This window comes from Streptomyces albipurpureus, from assembly GCF_023701525.1.
GTDB classification, from domain to species: Bacteria; Actinomycetota; Actinomycetes; order Streptomycetales; family Streptomycetaceae; genus Streptomyces; species Streptomyces albipurpureus.
The window spans coordinates 116,540-135,629 of the sequence record NZ_JAMQAW010000028.1 but is presented as its reverse complement, the minus strand read 5'-3'; the positions used below and the strand labels follow the sequence as shown (position 1 = coordinate 135,629).

Genomic DNA, 19,090 nt, shown 5'->3' with positions numbered 1-19,090 from the left:
AAGTCAGCTGGCGACCGGCTGAGCCACCCGTAACGCGCGGGACGTCGATGTCACCCGTAGGCGGCGACCCGATCCCGGTAGTTGCGGACCGCCGCCGCGTCGCGGTAGGGCTCCAGACGCCGTTCGAACTCGCGCACATACTCGGTCGCCCGCACCGACCTCATCTCGGAGGCCTGGTGTGCCGCCTCCGCGCCCAGGACGCATGCCTGGTCGAGTTCCCCCAGACCCAGCCGGGCCGACGCCAGCACCACCCGGCAGAACAGCCGACTGCGGGCCAGCCCCGGTGGACGCAGTTGAAGCGAGCGTTCCGCGTGCTGCACCGCCTGCCGGTACTGCTGGAGGTCGCGATGGCAGTGCCCGAACTCATCGGCCAACTGCGCCTCGTCGAAGGACCGTGCCCAGTGCGGCACCTCATCCCCCGACCTGGCTGCCTCCAGGGCCCTCTCCGCCCGTACGAGGGAGGCCGCGCAGGCCCGTCCCTCCCCCAGCGCCCCGTGCCCGCGGGCCTCGACCGCATGCAGCAGGGCCTGGACCACGGGTGGCGCTGACAGCCCGACACCTTGCTGGGCGACCCGGGTGAGCTGCACGGCTTCCCGTCCATGCCCCAGATAGATCGCTTGCCGGCTCATGGTCACCAGCACATAGGAGCCGTAGGCGCGGTCACCCGCGGCTTGGGCGAGCCGCAGGGCCTGGACGAAGTAGCGCTGGGCGAGACCGTGGGCCGCTATGTCGTACGACGTCCAGCCGGCGAGTCGGGTGAGATCGGCGACCGCGCCGAAGAGTCTGCGGCCGGTTGTCTCGCCGTAGGTGCCGCGGAGCATCGGCTCCGCCTCATGCTCCAGATAGCGCACCAGGGCCTGTCGGGCGTGGCCACCGCCGTAGGCGTGATCGAGGGTGCGGAAGAGCTCGCCGACCGAACGCAGTGCGGCGATGTCACCGCCGGAGACCCGCTGTCCCGGTCCCCTCTCGGTGCCGCGGTCAACGGTGCGCTGCCGGGGCAGGCCACCGGGGTTCTGCGGGGGCACCCGTAAGCCACCCGGCCCGCTCTCTCCCCTCCCGACCCGTTCGTCGGCGCGACCGATGAGCCAGTCCCGGCTGGGCACCACCAGACCGGCCGGGGTGAACGCGATCTTGCGTAACTCCACCTGGCTGCCGGAGTCCTTGCGCCAGAGCCCGCTGACGATGTCCACGGCCTCCTCGGGCGTGGCGGCGAACTCCAATCCGGCGTAGACGGGGGCACAGGCGTCGAGCCCGAGGTCCTGGGCGGACAGGCGTCTCCCCAGACGTCTGGTGAACACCTCGGCGATCAGTGCGGGAGTGGTTCCGCGGGGTTGCTGGCCGCGCAGCCAACGGGTCACGGACGTTTTGTCGTAGCGCAGATCGAGACCGTGCTCAAGACCGAGTTGATCCACTCGGCGGGCAAGTCCTGCGTTGGAGAATCCGGCTTCTGCGATGAGTGCGGCAAGCTGGCGATTGGGGATGCGCTGCGAGGGTCGTTCCGTCATCAGCTGTGCGGTCTCCTGCCTTCCGGGCCGGTCCAGCCCTCATGGAACGGCGTGAATGTAGCGGCCCTTACCGCGAGTACCGTCGACTTCGCCCCACATTCATCCGATCGTGTGAGGATTTGGGGTGGCGCTGACGGTCAAACCTCCCCGTCGCGCCCTTCCGGGTCGCCGTACAGTGACTGGGGAGTGTGAAGTGCTGGGTGAGGCTCTAGGGAGAGGCAGTGGCGTGAGTGAGCTGCGGTTCGTTCGGCTGGGCTTCGGTGCGGATGCGGTGGAGTACCAGGAGGCGTGGCAGAAGCAGCGCGAGGTGCACTCCGCACGCTTCGCCGACGAGATCCCGGACACCTGCCTGCTGCTGGAGCACCCGCCCGTCTACACGGCGGGACGGCGGACGATGGACAGCGAGCGCCCGCTGGACGGCACTCCCGTGATCGATGTGGACCGCGGCGGGAAGATCACCTGGCATGGCCCCGGCCAACTGGTGGGCTACCCCATTCTGAAGTTGCCGCGCCCGGTGGATGTGGTCGCGCATGTGCGCAGACTGGAGGACGCGCTGATCCTCACCTGTGCCGAGTTCGGCGTTCAGACCAGCCGGGTGGAGGGCCGCAGCGGGGTGTGGGTGCTGGGCGATCCGGTCGAGGAGCGCCCGGCGATCGGCGGACTGTCGTTGGACTTCGATCCCAGACTGCACGACGACGAGTTCGACCCCAGGCTGAACGGTCCCGAGTACGCCCCGTCCAACGCGGGCCAGCGCCGCGAAGACCGAAAGCTGGCGGCCATCGGCATCCGCATCGCCAAGGGGGTGTCCATGCATGGTTTTGCCCTCAATGTGAATCCGGACAACACCTGGTTCGACCGGATCGTGCCTTGTGGAATCCGGGACGCCGGGGTGACTTCCCTCGCAAACGAGCTGGGCCGGGATGTCACGATCGGGGAGGTCCTCCCGGTGGTCGAGGGGCGTCTACAGGCGGTGCTGGAGGCGGCGGAGCCGCGTCCGAGGGCGGTGGAGAGCGCGGTATGAGCGCACACATGGGGAATGCACCCCGCCGTGGGCAGGTTGGCCGGACGTAGGACCAAACAAATGACGGGCGTACGCTGGTGTGCGCCGCAGAATCACATGCCGCGATAGCAGAAAGGGGCGCCGACGTGTCCGCTGTCGCACCCGACGGACGCAAGATGCTGCGCCTGGAGGTCCGGAACAGCCAGACCCCCATCGAGCGCAAGCCTGAGTGGATCAAGACCCGGGCGAAGATGGGCCCCGAGTACACGCAGATGCAGAAACTCGTCAAAAGCGAGGGTCTGCACACCGTGTGCCAGGAGGCGGGCTGTCCCAATATCTATGAGTGCTGGGAGGATCGCGAGGCGACCTTCCTCATCGGGGGCGACCAGTGCACCCGACGCTGTGACTTCTGCCAGATCGACACCGGCAAGCCGCAGGCGCTCGACCGTGACGAGCCGCGCAGGGTGGGCGAGTCGGTCGTCACGATGGACCTGAACTACGCCACGATCACCGGTGTCGCCCGCGATGACCTGGAGGACGGCGGTGCCTGGCTCTATGCGGAGACCGTGCGCCAGATCCATGCGATGACGGCGGAGCGCGAGGGCGGCCAGACCAAGGTCGAACTCCTCATCCCCGACTTCAACGCGGTGCCCGAGCAGCTGGCGGAGGTCTTCTCCGCCCGCCCCGAGGTGCTGGCGCACAATGTGGAGACCGTGCCGCGGATCTTCAAGCGCATCCGCCCCGGATTCCGTTATGAGCGCTCCCTGGAGGTCATCACCCGCTCCCGCGAGGCTGGCCTGGTGACCAAGTCCAATCTGATCCTGGGGATGGGCGAGGAGCGGTCGGAGGTCAGTGAGGCACTGCGGCACCTGCATGACGCCGGATGCGAGCTGATAACGATTACGCAGTATCTGCGCCCCTCCGTGCGCCACCACCCGGTGGAGCGCTGGGTGAAGCCGCATGAGTTCGTGGAGCTGAAGGAAGAGGCCGAGCAGATCGGCTTCTCGGGCGTGATGTCGGGTCCGCTGGTGCGCTCGTCGTACCGGGCGGGACGCCTCTTCGGCCAGGCCATGGAGCAGCGGAGTCGAGCGGCAGTGTAGGTCGGGGGCCTGACCCCATCCGGACCAGTACGAGGACGGGCACCCGGCCGCAACGAACGCGAAACACAGCGCGACCAACAACACCAGCAGCGGAGTCGAGCGGCAGTGTAGGTCGGGGGCCTGACCCCATCCGGACCAGTACGAGAGCGGGCACCCGGCCGCAACGAACGCGAAACACAGCGCGACCAACAACACCAGCAGCGGAGTCGAGCGGCCGTGAAGGTCGGGGGTCTGGGGACCGCACGGTGGCGGTGGGTGGGGAGCACTGCACGGCCCGCCGAAGAGTGTGGAGGGGTTGATCGTTCGGGCAGGTCGCGCGTGCTGAGTTCTTCTCCGGACCCACCGACCGGCCCGTGTGAATTCCCGCACAAGTAACTACCGGCCAGTAGCGTCGATTCGAACGTGGCCCGTACACTCCCCGCAGGTCGGGACGGGTGTGTGGGCCACGTTGGTGTTTTCCGGGGCTTTAGAGCAGACACGTATAGCTTTCACCGGTGTTTGACCGCTCGGTCACGCGCTGGTAACACCAGCCAGTGAGCCTGGTTCTCAGCACCGCACCCCCCGCACTTTCTGCCCGTTACCCCGAGGGGATCGCCATCATGCAGGCCGCGCCCGTACGTCCCGTACGCGCTACCGCTCTTCCGTCCGTCACGGATGCCCTGCGCGTCATGGAGTCGCTGCTCCTGAGCCGTGGGCACCGTACTGCCCGTCGCAATGCCTGGACCGCCGTCCTGGAGGACCGCCGTCGGGCCAAGGACCGCGTCGAGACTCAGCATGTACTGGAGGCCGTGGCTGGTCGCGCTTCCCAGGCCACGTAAACTTCCTGTTATGGCGAGGAAGGCAAAATCTGACAGCGCTGACGCTGCTGCGAACCCGGGGCGACTGAAGCAGATCGCCCTGACCTACAAGATGACCCGGAAGGTCGACTCCAAGGTCGGTCTCGTCGTCGCGGCTGTGGGAATCGTCACCTTCGGTGTCTTCCTCGCGATCGGATTCTTGATCGACTACCCGATCTATCTCGGGATTCTCGGTTTCCTGATCGCTTTCATCGCGATGGCGATCATTTTCGGGCGACGGGCCGAGCGGGCTGCCTTCGGGCAGATGGAGGGCCAGCCCGGCGCTGCTGCGGCGGTGCTCCAGAATGTGGGCCGCGGCTGGTCGACATCGCCCGCGGTGGCGATGAACCGCAGCCAGGACGTGGTGCACCGGGCGGTTGGCAAGGCGGGCATCGTCCTGGTGGCCGAGGGCAACCCGAACCGGCTGAAGTCCCTGCTGGCGGCCGAGAAGAAGAAGATGGCGCGCATCGTGGTGGATGTGCCGGTGCACGACATCATCGTGGGTACGGATGAGGGCCAGGTGCCCTTGAAGAAGGTCCGCACCACGATGTTGAAGCTGCCCCGTGTGCTCACCGGTGCGCAGGTGACCGCGACCAATGACCGGCTCCGTGCCATGGGTGACCTCATGAGCAATATGCCGCTGCCCAAGGGTCCGATGCCCAAGGGCATGCGCATGCCACGGGGCGGCCCGAAGATGCGCTGACGCGCGCTCAACAGCACAAGCAAAGGGGCGGTCCGGATGATGATCCGGACCGCCCCTCACTCATTGCCTCATGCGTTTCCGGCGTTGCCTCGTTCGTTTCCCGGATTCTCAGCCGGTGGGCGCTAGATCCGCACCTGAACGGCGCGAGCGAGCCGGTCATGCAGTCCACGGCCGTCGCGGTCCCAGACGAGGGCCGGGATGGCGAGCGCGAGCAGCACGCTGCGCACGATGACACGGCCGAACCCCAGGCGCCCGCCGTGCTCGGCGATCACCCGAAGACCCAAGAGGCGCTTGCCGGGGGTGGAGCCGACCGTACCGACGGTGAGCATGCTCAGGACGAGGAAGATGGCGAGCGCCCAGTTGCCGGCGGTCTGCTGATCCCCGGAAATGAGGCCGTACGCGATGAGGAGGCAGAGCCCCCAGTCGATGAAGAGGGCGCCGAAGCGCCGCCCCAGCGGGGCGATGGCGCCCGGCCCCGTCTCCGGCAGGCCGAGCCGCTGGCCGCGGTGGCCGAATTCGACCCCCATCTCCTCAGCCGCCGCCCGGGGCCCGGAGAGCCACGATCCGATTACTTGCCTGTTGTCCACCCGTCCACGGTACTGTGCCGGGTTTCGCACCCTCTCCCCGGTGGCCGATTGCGGCTGCCGGACACGGCACAGGAGCGCTCGCCTGGAGCTGCCCAGGCCCTGCCAGCAGGGACGACGACATGGCTCAGCCGGGATAAACGCTGGACGCCACCGGGGGCGGTAGAAGAGGTCACCAGCGGTCGGCACGGCCGTGACACGGGGGCGGACTCCTGTCCTCCATTCGGGGCCCGGTTAACTTGTGCGAAACAAACGGGTCACGCTGGAGAAATCCCGTCTGCCTATGGTCGGGTCTTGCGTGTGCCACCGCACTGGCTTCACGACCAAGCTGCAACCCCCGCCCTCCCGGGCCGGGAGTAGGAGGAGTTGGATGTTCCAGAACGCCGACGACGCGAAGAAGTACATCGCCGACGAGGACGTCAAGTTTATCGATGTCCGGTTCTGTGACCTGCCAGGAGTGATGCAGCACTTCACCATCCCGGCGGCGGTGTTCGACCCGACCGAGGAGCTGGCGTTCGACGGTTCCTCGATCCGCGGCTTCCAGGCGATCCACGAGTCCGACATGGCGCTGCGCGCCGACCTGTCGACTGCGCGGCTGGACCCCTTCCGTCGCGACAAGACGGTCAACATCAACTTCTTTATCCACGACCCGATCACCGGCGAGCAGTACAGCCGTGACCCGCGCAACATCGCCAAGAAGGCCGAGACCTACCTGGCCTCCACCGGCATCGCGGACACCGCGTACTTCGGCCCGGAGGCGGAGTTCTACGTCTTTGACTCGGTGCGCTTCAACACCTCGGCCAACGAGGGCTTCTACCACATCGACTCCGAGGCCGGCGCCTGGAACACCGGTAAGGTCGAGGACAACCGCGGCTACAAGGTCCGCTACAAGGGCGGCTACTTCCCGGCCCCGCCGGTGGACCACTTCGCCGATCTGCGCGCCGAGATCTCGCTGGAACTGGACCGCCAGGGCCTCCAGGTCGAGCGTCAGCACCATGAGGTGGGCACGGCCGGCCAGGCGGAGATCAACTACAAGTTCAACACGCTGCTGGCCGCCGCGGACGACCTGATGCTCTTCAAGTACATCGTGAAGAACGTCGCCTGGCGCAACGGCAAGACCGCGACCTTCATGCCGAAGCCGATCTTCGGCGACAACGGCTCGGGCATGCACGTCCACCAGTCGCTGTGGCAGGGCGGCGAGCCGCTGTTCTACGACGAGCAGGGTTACGCCGGTCTGTCGGACATGGCGCGCTACTACATCGGCGGCATCCTGAAGCACGCCCCGTCGCTGCTGGCCTTCACCAACCCGACGGTGAACTCCTACCACCGCCTGGTTCCCGGCTTCGAGGCCCCGGTCAACATGGTGTACTCGCAGCGCAACCGCTCCGCCGCGATGCGCATCCCGATCACCGGCTCGAACCCGAAGGCCAAGCGCGTCGAGTTCCGCGCCCCGGACCCGTCCTCCAACCCGTACCTCGCCTTCTCGGCGCTGCTGATGGCGGGCCTGGACGGCGTGAAGAACAAGATCGAGCCGGCCGAGCCGATCGACAAGGACCTCTACGAACTGGCTCCCGAGGAGCACGCCAACGTCCAGCAGGTCCCGACGTCCCTCCCCGCCGTGCTTGAGGCCCTGGAGGCGGACAACGAGTACCTCCAGGCGGGCGGCGTGTTCACGCCGGACCTGATCGAGACGTGGATCGACTACAAGCGCACCAACGAAATCGCCCCGATCCAACTGCGCCCGCACCCGCACGAGTTCGAGCTGTACTTCGACATCTAGGCCGCAGGTGGGCCCTGCGCCTCAAGCCCGGAAACATGTTGTGAGCGGGGAAACGCTGGTCGTTGGCTCCCACTACTCCCGGCTGTTTCCCAGATCCTTGTGCACCAGTCGTGCACCGGCCGTTCCATAGACGCGGGCCGCCATCTCCCCTTGGAGGTGGCGGCCCGCGGTCGTGCGGTCAGTTGTGTGAAGCCCCGGTCCAGAAGGACAAAGCCCTTCCCAGGAGTTCCTTGGCGGCGCCGCTGTACAGAGCCGCTTCCCGCAGTCTGTCAAACGCCTTCTCGTAGAGGGCGAGTTCGGCCTGCTCGGTGATGGTCACCCCCGAGGAGACCAGTTCGACGTGGACCTCGTCTCGATGCAGGTTGAAGGCATGGACAGGGTGCATGTTCACGCGTGCCGAGGTGGGAACGATGCCGAGCGTGAGGGAGGGCAGGTCGATCTCGCGAAGGATCCGGTCGATCTGCTCGCGCATGACCTTGGGCCCGCCGATGTTCGTGTACAGGGCCTGCTCACCGAGCACGACGTCGTAGTGGTGCCCGCCGTCGTACAGCACCTGCTGCCTCTGCATACGTTTGGCGACACCCGCCGGTACGTCGTTCGGGACTCCCAGGAAGTCGACCACCTGGCCCAGGATCACGGTGGCGTACGCCTCGGTCTGGAGTGTCCCCCAGATCATGGTGGGCACGTACGCCACACCCTCGCGCGTCTCCTGATACCGGCGGACCACCTCGTCCTGGACCGCCTCGGTACCGGTGGACAGGCGTTCCTGCCACGGAACGGAACTGGTCACCGTAACCCCTCCTGAGTAAATGCCTCTTCAGGCGCTTCAGACGACCGCTGGGTTGCGAACAGACAGATTCCGCCCTCGCATGTCATGACCTGTCGTATACCCATGTACCCATGCCTGGCCGCTCTGCCGGTACCTCTCCACCGGAATCGGCGCCACTCCGGTCACTTGGATGCCATGCGCAGGAACCAACGAGGTGGTCGATCTTGTGGTGGATGAGGCGGGCGAAGCCGTGTTCGTACACGGTGGCTGCTTGAGCAGCAGTGCCCGTGTGAAGGCCGCCGTCCCGCTCCTGGGGTGGCGGCCTTCACCACGAGAGCTCCGTACGGGAAACGAGCGAAGCTACACCGCTGACGGCTCGGGGATGCGCCAAGTGATCTGGAACCGCTCGGCGTCGGGAAGTCCGAGTGGGCGCACCGGGCTGATCTGCTTGATCAGATAGCCGAAGACCATGTGATGCGCCTCCTCAGACACCTGGTCCCAGGTGTCCGGAGTCACGATCATCACCTCGCGCATCAAGCTCAGGTCCGACTCGTTCTCCAGCATCTCCGCCCGGTCGTCCCGGTCCATCGTCTGGTCGGCACGCATGGCGCGGATCGACTCCGGGAGGAGATTGGGCTCTCGGCCCAGCCGCCGGAGGATCTCCTGGCAGCCGTACCGGAAGGCCGCATACGCCTCCATGGCCTCCCGGTCGGGATTGCGGTAGCCATACGGCGTGCCCTCCTCCGCCCCCACGTAGTCGCCTTTCAGCATGTGCAGCAGGACGCGCAGCGTGTGTTCGACTCCCTGTTCCTCCACCTGCTTCACCATCAGCCGGATCCAGTCGTCCTCAGACATCAGCGGCTCGTGCGGAGCGGCGAGCGACGGGTGGATCTCGATGGCGCTGAAGGGGTTGATCAAGATGCCCATGACCTGCTCCGGCGTCCATTTGCCGTCCTCACCTCCCCAGCCCCCGTTGACGAGTTCCTGGAACGACTTCAACCCGCCGGACTCGCCTTCGGCGATCGCGCGCCACAGTGGCAGGAATCTGGCTGTCTCGGATTCCTCGTCACGGGGCGGGCTGCACAGCCCGGCCAGGACTAGGACGATGTCGTGGACTGTTTCCCAGCGCGGTACCCGGATCCCGCTGACGGCAGAGCGCACGGTCTCATGGCTGGCGTCCGACAACTGGTCATTGCGGCTGCGGATGAGCGTGCTCACCTTCCGGAAGCTCAACCTGCCAGCAGCACGGTGCAACTCCTGCAGCGCCTCGACCAACTCCCGGTGTGAGCCGACTGGCTGAGGTGCGGTGCGGGACGCAGTCAAGGGGATTCTCCCTGCTCGCGATGTCAAGTTCCGCCAAGACGATAGAAGTCGCGGACCAGAGCCGAGTCAGTATTCGTCAAGTTCGCCGTTGCGCGTGCCAAACCGTGACTCGCGGCTGACCAGCGAGTCCAGCATGGAGTTGGCGCCGACAAAGCGCCCGCGTCTAAGGAGTCGCCTCCCATGCACATCCCTGCCTACGCTCACGCCACGATCCGTGCCGCCTTGCCCAGCGTGCCCACATCACGACAGGTGGGTGGCCTGGACTGCTGTATGTGCGACGAGTCGTTCGGCGCAGACCTCGCGCCCATACCGCTCGGGCCGACACCGATGTCCGGGCTGTTCGCGTGCCGCCCCTGTCTTACACGGTTGATCGCCCGGGCACGACGGACCCGCGACGTCGCGATGACCCAGGACGCGGAGCGAGCCCGAGCAGAGTCCGCGGCCTGGATGCCGGTGCGTGAGCGGCATCTCGCCCGGCTCGACAGCGTGCGGCAGGCCGCCGAGGCTGTGACCGGGCTTGCCACGGACGGGGATATCGAAGCACTGCGCGTCGCCTGGCTCTTGGTCTCGCTGGAGTCCGCGTACACCTGGGTCCCCGATACGCCGAATCCACCCGCCTCCGTAGATCATGAGGACTCGGAGCTGCAGGACGAAACACTCCGGCTCCAGCTGGCCATGATCACGACGCGGGGGGCGGTGGCGGAGCGTCTCTCCTACCACCTGATCAACGAGGCACAGCCCGACAAGCCGGAGATGTGCGAAGAGCTCGAATGCCCAGACGCCTGCTCGGGTCGCCATGACTCCTCGCACATCGACTGCGGGCCGGACACTGTTTACGAGGACCTGGCAGATCACGGAATCGCCATGGAGCATCCGGAGTCCGAGCCCTTGTCACCTCGCCGCGCGGATCTTCCGGGGAGGACCGAAGCGGAGGAGAAGCACACTCCACTGCCCGAAATCGAGGAGGGAGCGCCTGTGGTCCTGGCGCGCTTCGGCATCAACGCGGATGACACGGACGTCCTGGTGAGTGCGGCGGCGGTCGGTCTGGTCGCGGATGCCTGGCGCGAGGGGCTAGTGGACTTGATCCACGCGGGTGACGACGGGCCGAGCGACGGCGAGATCTTCGCGCAGAGCGTCGATCTCTACCGCAGGGCCCGCGCGGCACTGGTTGCCGCACAGAACGATGGGCCCGAGGCGCTACTCGCGTTCGTGGCCGTCGCCTCGGACGTGGACCTTCCCTGGGCTGGCGGCTCGCGATTCGTGCTGCGGGAAGTGTGCCGGCCCCTGCCGGAGTTCATTCAGCACGTCGATGACCGCGTCTGGTTCACCGCAGAGGTGATGCGTGAACAGGGCTGGCGCGCGGGGCTGCTGCACAGAGCGGTTTCGGCCGTGTTCAAAGCCCCGGCTCACTTCGGTATGCCGGGCTGGCCCGGCGCAGTCGCCACGGCGATGGAGCGTTATGCGGTGCTGGACAGGTTGGGCGCACCCGAGGCCCTGAGGGACCTCGCGGTAGTGGAAGCGGCGTTGCTCGAAGCACCCGACAGGCTGGGGGCAGACGCCCTCGACTGGATCTCCGCCCAAGCCCTGCTTGCTTGATCCGGCCATCTGGACCGCCCGGTAGCTGACGGGCTCGGGGCAGATAGGACCAGCACGGGTTTATCATCAAAGCAGCCGGCTCGCGGAGAGTCGGTGGGCGGCATTTTCCTCTCGGGCCCGGCACCCTGGGACGCTGCATATGGGCGTGGTTCGCCCAGCTCCGTGGCAATCATTCGTGGGCTCACTAGGTATGTGACCTGAGTTGCCAGCCGGGTTGGCGCGAGGTATCCACATGCCCAGAAGCACCAGCAGATCAATTGCCCGCACCCGGATGCGGTACCTGGGTGAACCAAGGTCAGCCGCCCTGGCCGCGGTACCGCGTGACGGGTCCCTCGGCTTGGATACCTGTACGCCCGAGCAGCGCAGGCTTCGCGCCTTGCTTGCCCTAGGGCTGTTCAACCGGCCGGGGACTTGGCAACCTCATCGCGGTGTCGCCACGTGGGGGCTCCACACCCTTGTTGCCTACGACATCATTGTCTCACCCCGGTTCAACCGGCTCGTCCTCATCACGGACGTGCCCCACAACGTGGCTCCGTATCTCCTGCCCAGCAGTCACGGTGGAAGCTCCCTGCCGGGGCTCCGCCTCGAAGGGTTCCGGGGGCGGCATACATACGTGGCGCGCCATCTTCCCACCGGGGCTCAACTCGTCATCACCGGCAACCCTTCCGGAACCTGGGGTGGGAAGCTGCGCCCATCGCCTCGATGGGATTTCTATCCCGTCGACAAGGCCTTCACCGGGGCCGAGGGAGCACGGCTGGCAGAAGTCCCTGCGATGAGCGACGACGCCGAACGCCTGTTGGCGGGGCTGACGTGCCGCATTGCCGCACAGGACGCGGATGGTCGATGGGCGATCGGCAATTGGTTCTCCGACCCGCTGATGCGACCCGGTCGGCTCAACGCCGGAGGTGAAGATCGATACAAGAAGCAGCTGCAAGGGTACGGACACCGCTGGACGTTTCAATGGAACGGCTTCCCCTATGTAGAGGACGTGGCCGCGTCGCTGACCGCTTCTCCCGTCGGTGTTTCCGGTGCCGTTGCTCACGATGCCGTCGATCACTTCGAAATCCGGTTGGGCGACGCGACCTTGCGCTTGGACGGACAGCGAGGCCTCCCGCAGCAGGAGTCGGGGGTCACCCGGTGAGTTGGGACAACCTCAGCTTGATCATCCTTGCTGCCTTCGGTTGTCTCACGCTCCTGCTGACACAGGTGGGCGAGGTACTGTCGAAGCTTCCGCACATCATTCGTGCTTGGCGGCAAGTACGGAACGAGCTGCGCAACGGGGCGGTTGTCGACGACCGAGACGCCTCGCGGGAACATGACACCCGAAGTCTCGGACCGGCGTCGGAAGAACCGCCTTCGTATGACACACCCGGTCGGCGTGAATCGCATGGAACGCCATCCCCAGGGAGTGTCGATGAGTGATCCGCCGTGTTTCCGGGACGGTGCGCCCGGCGGGGAGCGGTCGCTGCGTGTTTCCTGATGCGCCGAGAGTGCACCGAGAAACCCTGGGAGGGAGTGTTCTGCCTCCAGGCGCGTCTGAGCGGTGTCCGTCCCACCGGGCGTGAGCACGAGTGGTTGAGAGCCGTTGTCCCTGATTTCGGGGACAACGGCCCTCAGTGCATACGCACGGTCGTCAAATTCGCCTGGCAGACCGCTGAAAACGGACTGGCTGGCCCTCCGCCCATCCGGCACGACGCGCGACAGCGAACAGTTGACGCTACGAAGTCAATCGCCAGGCGACACCTCACCCCGACGTCCCACCCATGAGCTAGCCCCCCCGAACGATCACCCCACCCCGGCCCCCGTTCGGTTCAGTGCCGGCATCAGGCGCAAGGCGTTGTCGCGGTTGATGTGGCGGCGCTGGCGGGGGGTGAGGGTGTGGTCGTTGTCCAGGGCAGGGAGGGCGAAGTCGGTGATGGTGGTGGCGGGGGTGGCTGGCCAGTCGCTGCCGTAGAGGAGACGACTGGGGTCGGTGACGGTCAGAAGGGTGGCGAGGGACTCCGGGCCCATGGGGGCCGCTGTGTCGTAGTAGAAGCGGTGGAGGTAGTCCCGCACTCGGGAGGGCTCGATCGCGGGGGTGAGGAAGCCGGCGAAGGCCTCCGCTCGGCTGGCGATGTAGGGGAGGAAGCCGCCGCCGTGGGGGAGGATGAAGGAGAGGTTGGGGAAGCGGTCAAGCGTTCCGTTGAGGATCAGGTTGACCGCGGCGCGTGTGGTGTCGAGCGGGAAGTCGCAGAGGAAGCTCGGTACGCCGGGAACGGCCGGGCGGGTGGGGTCCGCGCCGGGCAGGTCGAGGGGGTGGGTGTTGATCACCGCGGAGCGCTCATTGAGCTCGGCCAGCAGTGTGTTGTGTGATGGGTCGCCGAGATAGACACCATGGGTGCTGGCTCGGGTCTGCACGCCGAGTGCGCCGAGTTCGTCGAGTCCCCGGGTGAACGAATGGCGTGAGGTCTCCAGGTCATCGGTGAAGATGGGCGCGAAGAAGGAGAATCGGTCGGGGTGAGCGGCCGTCAGTTCCGTCACTGCCTCAAAGGCGACGGTCACACTCTCCCGTACCTGCGCCGGGTCCTTGAAGCGGCGTACCGGCATGGCCAGGCTCAGCACACTGGTCGCGATACCCGCGTCGTCCATCAGCTTCAGTGTGGTGGTGCGGTCCCAGCGGGTCCACCAGGGCAGTTGGGCGGGGTTGATCAGGTCCTTCCCCTCGGCCCACCGCACCCAGGCGGGTGAGGTGTAGTGATGGTGGACGTCGATCCTCGCGCCTCGGGCATCGCCGCTGGGGCGCGTGCGCGGCAGTGGCCTCGCGCTCGTACCAAGGGCGTGTGCGGCGCTGGTGTCGGTGACGGCCGCGGTGGCTGCCGCGCCTCCTGCCAGCAGCAGCATGTCGCGGCGGCCGATCCCCCGGTTTGCGTGTGGCATGTGGGTACACCCCTGGGCGCTTTGGTGGGTTTGGACACTCAGTGTTCGGATACTCGTTGTCTGGATACTCACTGTGGAGTGGACGGCCCCGAGGGTGACGCCGACACACACGCCGTAGGTGACCGGTCCCCCGGATGCACGACCGCCGACGCGGCGGTGGCCATGCGATTGGCTCCGCGCAGCGGAAGGGCTGCCACCGCCCACGCCCGAGCCGATGGACCCGGGGTTGGAGCAGATGAGAAGACGATCGTTCGGCGTGGGTCGAGCCCCATGGCGTTGCCCGTGGTACCCGCCCGACGACCGGACCGCGGCCCTCTCCCCCGCCTCCCCGAGGCGCTTCCGCTCTCCTATGACCTGGGCTGGGGCGGCCGCGTGCGGACTTCGGAAGGAGCCGGTGGAGTTCCCCGCCACCTGGAAGGCGGGCTCCTCAGCGCGGGAGCGCGCCGATGGCGTCCATGCCGCTTCCGCCGACTCCGCCATCGGGTCAGCGCAGGGCCCTGAGCTGGGAAGTGAAATGACCCTCTAGCGAGACGCCCTAGGGTGTCCGCATGTCTGCCCCTGAGCTGATCCGTATCGTCTCCCGCTCCTCCCCCATGGCACTCGCTCAAGTCGAGCGCGTCCGGGCCGAGTTGAGCGCTCTGCACCCCGGAGTCCGGACCGAGGTCGTGCCCGTCACCACCTCGGGGGACCGCTGGATGGGGGATCTCGCCCAGTTGGGCGGCAAGGGCGCGTTCACCAAAGAGGTGGATGCCGCGCTGATCGCCGGGGAGGCTGATCTCGCCGTGCACTGCGTGAAGGATGTGCCTGCCGATCGCCCGCTGCCGGCCGGCACCACCTTCGCGGCGTTTCTGCGTCGCGATGACATCCGGGACGCACTGGTCCACCCCGGCGGGCTGTCTCTCGATGAACTGCCGGATGGGACTCGTATCGGCACGTCGTCCGTACGACGTGTCGCCCAGCTCGCCGCATCCCATCCGCAACTGGAGTGCGTACCGATGCGCGGGAACGCGAACAGGCGGCTGGAGAAACTCGCCGCGGGGGACGCGGACGCGCTACTGCTCGCCGTGTCTGGGCTAGAGCGCATCGAGCGCACGGATGTGATCAGCGAGGTGCTGTCGGTGGAGGCCATGTGCCCGCCGATCGGAGCGGGGATTCTCGCGCTCCAGTGCCGGGAGGACGACACCACGACGATCGATGCCGTGACCGGGCTCGGCGACCCGGCCGCGCATCGCGAGGCGACCGCCGAGCGGATGTTCCTCCATGTCCTTCAGGGGCACTGCAACTCCCCCATCGCCGGTTACGCCCGGTCCGAGGGCAGCGGGGATCTCTCCTTGCGGGCCAAGGTGTTCACCCCGGACGGAAAGCGGGTGCTGAACGCCCATGAGTGGGCCGGGCCACTCGATCCCGCCACCCTTGGCACGTCCGTAGCGGTGGCTCTGCTGCGGCAGGGGGCACGCGACTTGATCGACGAGATCGCGCACTGAGAAACCGCACCCCGGGGAACTTCGCACTAGTGTGAAAATAGTTTGCGACTAATACAGCAACCGGCTAGCGTGCGGTGGTATGTCCGCGAAGACACCGGCTCCGATCACCCTGCTCGGCCGCCACATCCGACTGGAGCCGCTCACCATGGCTCACCTTCCCGATCTCTTCGCCGCAGGTGGCGGTGTGGAGGAGATCTGGCGCTGGCAGGGCGGCCCCGCCCCCGCTACCGAGGAGGAGTTGGGCGCCAAACTCAGCGCGTTGCTCGACGGGGCCGGGCAGCGGACCTCCCTGCCCTTCGCAGTGATCCATCTCGCCAGCCGTCGGGCGATTGGCTGGTCCTGCTATCTGGACATTGATGTCAGCGATGAGCGGCTGGAGATCGGATGGACCTGGTACGGCCGCGAGTACTGGCGCACGGTCGTCAACTCCGAGGCCAAACTGCTGCTGCTGGGCCATGCGTTCGAGGATCTCGGTATGGGCCGCGTCCAGTTGAAGACCGACCATCGCAATGAGCGCTCGCAGACGGCCATCGCCCGCCTCGGCGCCCGGCGTGAGGGAGTACTGCGCCGGCATCGAATACGTCATGACGGCAGCTGGCGGGACACGGTTTACTTCTCGCTACTCGCCGATGAGTGGCCCGCCGCAAAGGAGCGTCTCCGTGCCAGGCTCTGATTCCGGTTCCGTCGCCGGTTCCGGTTCCGCGTCCGACTCCCGATCTGTGTCATCGGGTCAGTCCACCGCGATCTCGGTGCAGCGCCTGACGTACTACCCGGTGAAGGGCTGTGCCGGTACGGAAACCGACTCCGCGACCGTGACGGAAACCGGCCTCGCCCATGACCGTACGTTTATGGTCGTCGATGCCGTTGACGGCTCCTTCCGGAGCCAGCGCACCCATCCCGCGATGGCCGCGATCCGACCGGCGGTCCTGGACGGCGGTGCCCGGCTGCAGCTGACCGCCGACGGGGTGGAGAAGCTACTGCTCCCGGTGGAACCGGAGGGCAAGCGGCTCGCGGTGAGCATGTTCGGACGGCCCATCGGCGAGGGAGTGGACCAGGGCGAGGCCGCCGCCGAGTGGTTCTCCGAAGCGCTGGGAGCCCCATCACGGCTGGTACGGGTGCCTCCGGACTTCGACCGCGACGGTTGGGGTGAGACTCCCGGCAAGGCCGGCTTCGCCGACGCCCATGCCGTGCTGGTGACGTCCCAGGCCTCGTTGGACCATCTCAACGCGCTGATCGAGGCGCGGGGGGCCGCACCCGTGCCGATGGACCGCTTCCGGCCCAACATCGTCCTTGACGGCTGTACCGCGCCACATGCCGAAGACCAGATGCGCCGACTGCGCATCGGAACGGTACGGCTCGCCTACGCGGTGCGGGCGACGAGATGCGCGGTCCCCATGGTCGACCAGCTCAGCGGGGCGCGATCCGGGCCGGAACCGATCCGGACCCTCGCCACCTACCGGCGGGAGCCGCAGTACGAGAACAGGGTCAGTTTTGGGATGAAGGCCGCGGTGGTGCGGCACGGCACGCTTCGGGTGGGCGACCCGGTCTCGGTCACCGACCGCCCCTGACCGGGTCGACCGACCAGCGTTCCCTCCCCACACGCTCGACCGGACCCCGGCATGACCCGGCCAGACCCCGCTGTACGGGGAGTCGGCCCGGGCGAGGAGCGCCCGGGCCGCGGGGCCCGCGTCAGCAGCGGGGAACCGGCTTGCTGTAGGTGGTGTTGCTGGGGTTGGCCACGTAGTAGTCCGATGCGTAGCGGCCGTTCTCCAGCCGGTTCCAGACGGTGGTCGTACCGACCTTCGAGCCAGCTCGCTGGCAGTACACCCAGGCCAGCGAGCCATTGGGGAGGGTGGCCCGGGCGGGATGGGAAGCCCCGGGACCAGTGCGTTCCGACAGTCCGCCGGCCGCCGTGACCTGGTACGGGTAGAGACAACGAGGCAGCGGCGAGCTGTAACCGGTGGCCGACGGGGTGCTCACATAGCGGTCACTGACATAGGAGCCGTCGGAGAGCTTGTTCCACACCGTGGTGCCACCGACCTTCTGTCCCGGGGTCTGACACACCACCTTCAGGGCAGCCCTGGGGGCGTGCGAACGGGTGATGGGATACGCCCCCGAGGGGCCGGTGCGCGCGTTGAGCGCGGTCGTGCTGGTCACCGTGTAGGAGTACGCGAGCGTCGCCACCGGTGTGTCGAGACGGTTGGAATCGATCCAGATCGTGGTGCCGCCGTGGGTTTCGTTGTGGTCACCGCGGAACTGCTTGGCCCGCTGGTGCACGGCCCACTTGGAGTCGGCGACGCCGGTCCAACCCCTGAGCGAATCGACGTTGTCGTACCGCGCGACCCACAGCGCGTCCGGACGCGCGTAGGCCGTGGAGGCGTAGACGTCGGAGAGTTGCTTCGCCCCGAGGTTGAGGTTCATATAGACGCCCGACACATAGCCGAGGCGGTGCAACTCCTTGGTCCAGGAGGAGAGGTATGTCAGTACCGCGGTCCGACAGGCGCTGTCGGTCTGGGAGTAGAACTCGATGTCGTTGTAGAACGCGCTGCCAGGCTGCATGCCGAGCGCCTTCGCCTTGGCGATGGCGTCGGTGGCGGCGGCGATGCCCTGGGACCTGGCAGCCGCCGGGACCAGACTGATCTTGGCATCGGTCGGCTTGGCCCCGCACGGGGGTTGCAGACCCTTGTAGATCGGCAGCAGGCGCCACTTCAGGGCGCCGACCGAGGCCACCCAGGACGGGGTGAGCTCCGGCTGAGCACAGGTGCGGTTGACCCCGCCGAAATACACCCCCACCGCCCGGTAGGGCGAGGCCGTCCAGGCGCGCATGGCTTCGAGGGCGGGCGCGGTGCAGGTGTCGAAGGCAAGTCCGGAGTAGCGGGTGGCGCTCGCACCGGCCGCGTAGGGAACCGGTGTGGCCGGTTCCGCCGCCGCCGGTGGAGCGAAGGAGAGGGCGGTGGCGGCACCGAGTAGCGCAGCCGTCGAGAAGGTGATGACGGTGGAGAGGCGAAGTCCGCGGCGGGCCGGGCCCCGGAGTGCGTACGGGGTGCCCTGAGACGGGTCGCGCCTACGGTGCTTCCGACGCGTGAGATCCGTACGGTCGGCGTGGTCGGCGTGGGACACATGCTCGGCGGGCCGCTCGCTGCCTGCACGATGGGCGCGATCCGTGTGGTGCGTGGTGGCCGTGTGGTGTCGGTGGTCTCCGGGGTGAGTGCTGGACGCGGGGCGGATCAGTCGTTGCCCAGGGTGCAGGATTCTTTGCAGAGTTCTACGCAGGGCGCGGTGCGGATGCCACATACAAGTCCCCCAAGGTGTGGCGCTAACCGATGGGGATCAGGATGCCCGGTTTCGGGATGGATGGACCCTGTACGGAGGGAAATTGTGCCGGGCCCGGTACGAAGCCCGGCACGAAGGGGAATCGCTGGAGGAGTCGCGTCGGGGCCCGCCGTCCCCGGCCGGACGACGGGCCCCTTGATCCGTTGGCGCCCATGGGTCGC

The 19,090-nt window shown here is 67.2% G+C and carries 17 protein-coding genes; 11 read left to right on the top strand and 6 right to left on the bottom strand.

The genetic code is table 11. The features are described 5' to 3' along the window. Window positions 1-50: 50 nt before the first annotated feature. Complete coding sequence (locus NBG84_RS22755; RefSeq protein WP_250921409.1) at window positions 51-1,505, bottom strand: NsdA family TPR-like regulatory protein; 1,455 nt, start codon at window positions 1,503-1,505, stop codon at window positions 51-53. A 226-nt stretch (window positions 1,506-1,731) separates the two neighbouring features. Between NBG84_RS22755 and lipB the strand changes: the two genes are divergently transcribed. From lipB to NBG84_RS22735, 4 genes are all read left to right on the top strand, one after another. Continuing rightward, window positions 1,732-2,526, top strand: coding sequence for a lipoyl(octanoyl) transferase LipB (gene lipB, locus NBG84_RS22750; protein WP_250921408.1), 795 nt, complete (start codon window positions 1,732-1,734; stop codon window positions 2,524-2,526). 125 nt (window positions 2,527-2,651) lie between these two features. Further along, window positions 2,652-3,605, top strand: coding sequence for a lipoyl synthase (gene lipA / locus NBG84_RS22745; RefSeq protein ID WP_250921407.1), 954 nt, complete (start codon window positions 2,652-2,654; stop codon window positions 3,603-3,605). A 599-nt stretch (window positions 3,606-4,204) separates the two neighbouring features. Next, window positions 4,205-4,423: an SCO2195 family GlnR-regulated protein gene (locus NBG84_RS22740; protein WP_250921435.1), complete on the top strand. Its 219-nt coding sequence runs from the start codon at window positions 4,205-4,207 to the stop codon at window positions 4,421-4,423. 10 nt (window positions 4,424-4,433) lie between these two features. Beyond that, window positions 4,434-5,144, top strand: coding sequence for a DUF4191 domain-containing protein (locus NBG84_RS22735; RefSeq protein ID WP_250921406.1), 711 nt, complete (start codon window positions 4,434-4,436; stop codon window positions 5,142-5,144). A gap of 122 nt (window positions 5,145-5,266) precedes the next feature. On the opposite strand, the gene NBG84_RS22730 is transcribed toward NBG84_RS22735, so the two are convergent. Next, entirely contained in the window at window positions 5,267-5,731 is a 465-nt protein-coding gene (locus NBG84_RS22730; protein ID WP_250921405.1) for an RDD family protein, read from the bottom strand. A gap of 367 nt (window positions 5,732-6,098) precedes the next feature. Here NBG84_RS22730 and glnA point away from each other — a divergent pair, with 367 nt between their 5' ends. Then, window positions 6,099-7,508, top strand: a complete 1,410-nt coding sequence (gene glnA, locus NBG84_RS22725) for a type I glutamate--ammonia ligase (protein WP_250921404.1) — start codon at window positions 6,099-6,101, stop codon at window positions 7,506-7,508. Window positions 7,509-7,686: 178 nt separating this feature from the next. Here the strand turns inward: glnA and NBG84_RS22720 are convergent, their stop codons facing one another. Further along, window positions 7,687-8,298: a DUF5753 domain-containing protein gene (locus NBG84_RS22720; RefSeq protein WP_250921403.1), complete on the bottom strand. Its 612-nt coding sequence runs from the start codon at window positions 8,296-8,298 to the stop codon at window positions 7,687-7,689. A 339-nt stretch (window positions 8,299-8,637) separates the two neighbouring features. Next, window positions 8,638-9,495: a hypothetical protein gene (locus NBG84_RS22715; protein ID WP_250921402.1), complete on the bottom strand. Its 858-nt coding sequence runs from the start codon at window positions 9,493-9,495 to the stop codon at window positions 8,638-8,640. A 285-nt stretch (window positions 9,496-9,780) separates the two neighbouring features. Here NBG84_RS22715 and NBG84_RS22710 point away from each other — a divergent pair, with 285 nt between their 5' ends. Then, entirely contained in the window at window positions 9,781-11,196 is a 1,416-nt protein-coding gene (locus tag NBG84_RS22710) for a hypothetical protein (protein WP_250921401.1), read from the top strand. A gap of 772 nt (window positions 11,197-11,968) precedes the next feature. Further along, the gene (locus tag NBG84_RS22705; protein ID WP_250921400.1) at window positions 11,969-12,337 is read left to right on the top strand and encodes a hypothetical protein; all 369 of its coding nucleotides are present in this window, start codon (window positions 11,969-11,971) and stop codon (window positions 12,335-12,337) included. 644 nt (window positions 12,338-12,981) lie between these two features. Here NBG84_RS22705 and NBG84_RS22700 read toward each other — a convergent pair. After that, window positions 12,982-14,112: an amidohydrolase family protein gene (locus tag NBG84_RS22700; protein WP_285367400.1), complete on the bottom strand. Its 1,131-nt coding sequence runs from the start codon at window positions 14,110-14,112 to the stop codon at window positions 12,982-12,984. 394 nt (window positions 14,113-14,506) lie between these two features. On the opposite strand from NBG84_RS22700, the gene NBG84_RS40730 reads away from it, so the two are divergent. The 4 genes from NBG84_RS40730 (at window position 14,507) to NBG84_RS22685 (ending at window position 17,164) form a co-directional block, all read left to right on the top strand. Beyond that, complete coding sequence (locus NBG84_RS40730) at window positions 14,507-14,638, top strand: hypothetical protein (RefSeq protein ID WP_285367398.1); 132 nt, start codon at window positions 14,507-14,509, stop codon at window positions 14,636-14,638. Window positions 14,639-14,660: 22 nt separating this feature from the next. Further along, window positions 14,661-15,596, top strand: a complete 936-nt coding sequence (gene hemC / locus NBG84_RS22695) for a hydroxymethylbilane synthase (RefSeq protein ID WP_250921399.1) — start codon at window positions 14,661-14,663, stop codon at window positions 15,594-15,596. Between the two features lie 79 nt (window positions 15,597-15,675). Further along, window positions 15,676-16,269, top strand: a complete 594-nt coding sequence (locus NBG84_RS22690; protein ID WP_250921398.1) for a GNAT family N-acetyltransferase — start codon at window positions 15,676-15,678, stop codon at window positions 16,267-16,269. Between the two features lie 70 nt (window positions 16,270-16,339). Beyond that, window positions 16,340-17,164, top strand: a complete 825-nt coding sequence (locus NBG84_RS22685) for an MOSC domain-containing protein (protein WP_250921433.1) — start codon at window positions 16,340-16,342, stop codon at window positions 17,162-17,164. Window positions 17,165-17,285: 121 nt separating this feature from the next. Here NBG84_RS22685 and NBG84_RS22680 read toward each other — a convergent pair whose 3' ends face one another. Then, window positions 17,286-18,716, bottom strand: coding sequence for a glycoside hydrolase domain-containing protein (locus tag NBG84_RS22680; RefSeq protein WP_250921397.1), 1,431 nt, complete (start codon window positions 18,714-18,716; stop codon window positions 17,286-17,288). Window positions 18,717-19,090: the final 374 nt, after the last annotated feature.

Bases quoted from the DNA above. Each gene is read 5' to 3' on its own strand.
- NBG84_RS22755 (WP_250921409.1), bottom strand. From the start codon at position 1,505: ATGACGGAACGACCCTCGCAGCGCATCCCCAATCGCCAGCTTGCCGCA.
- NBG84_RS22740 (WP_250921435.1), top strand. From the start codon at position 4,205: ATGCAGGCCGCGCCCGTACGTCCCGTACGCGCTACCGCTCTTCCGTCC.
- NBG84_RS22735 (WP_250921406.1), top strand. From the start codon at position 4,434: ATGGCGAGGAAGGCAAAATCTGACAGCGCTGACGCTGCTGCGAACCCG.
- glnA (WP_250921404.1), top strand. From the start codon at position 6,099: ATGTTCCAGAACGCCGACGACGCGAAGAAGTACATCGCCGACGAGGAC.
- NBG84_RS22710 (WP_250921401.1), top strand. From the start codon at position 9,781: ATGCACATCCCTGCCTACGCTCACGCCACGATCCGTGCCGCCTTGCCC.
- NBG84_RS22705 (WP_250921400.1), top strand. From the start codon at position 11,969: ATGAGCGACGACGCCGAACGCCTGTTGGCGGGGCTGACGTGCCGCATT.
- NBG84_RS22700 (WP_285367400.1), bottom strand. From the start codon at position 14,112: ATGCCACACGCAAACCGGGGGATCGGCCGCCGCGACATGCTGCTGCTG.
- hemC (WP_250921399.1), top strand. From the start codon at position 14,661: ATGTCTGCCCCTGAGCTGATCCGTATCGTCTCCCGCTCCTCCCCCATG.
- NBG84_RS22690 (WP_250921398.1), top strand. From the start codon at position 15,676: ATGTCCGCGAAGACACCGGCTCCGATCACCCTGCTCGGCCGCCACATC.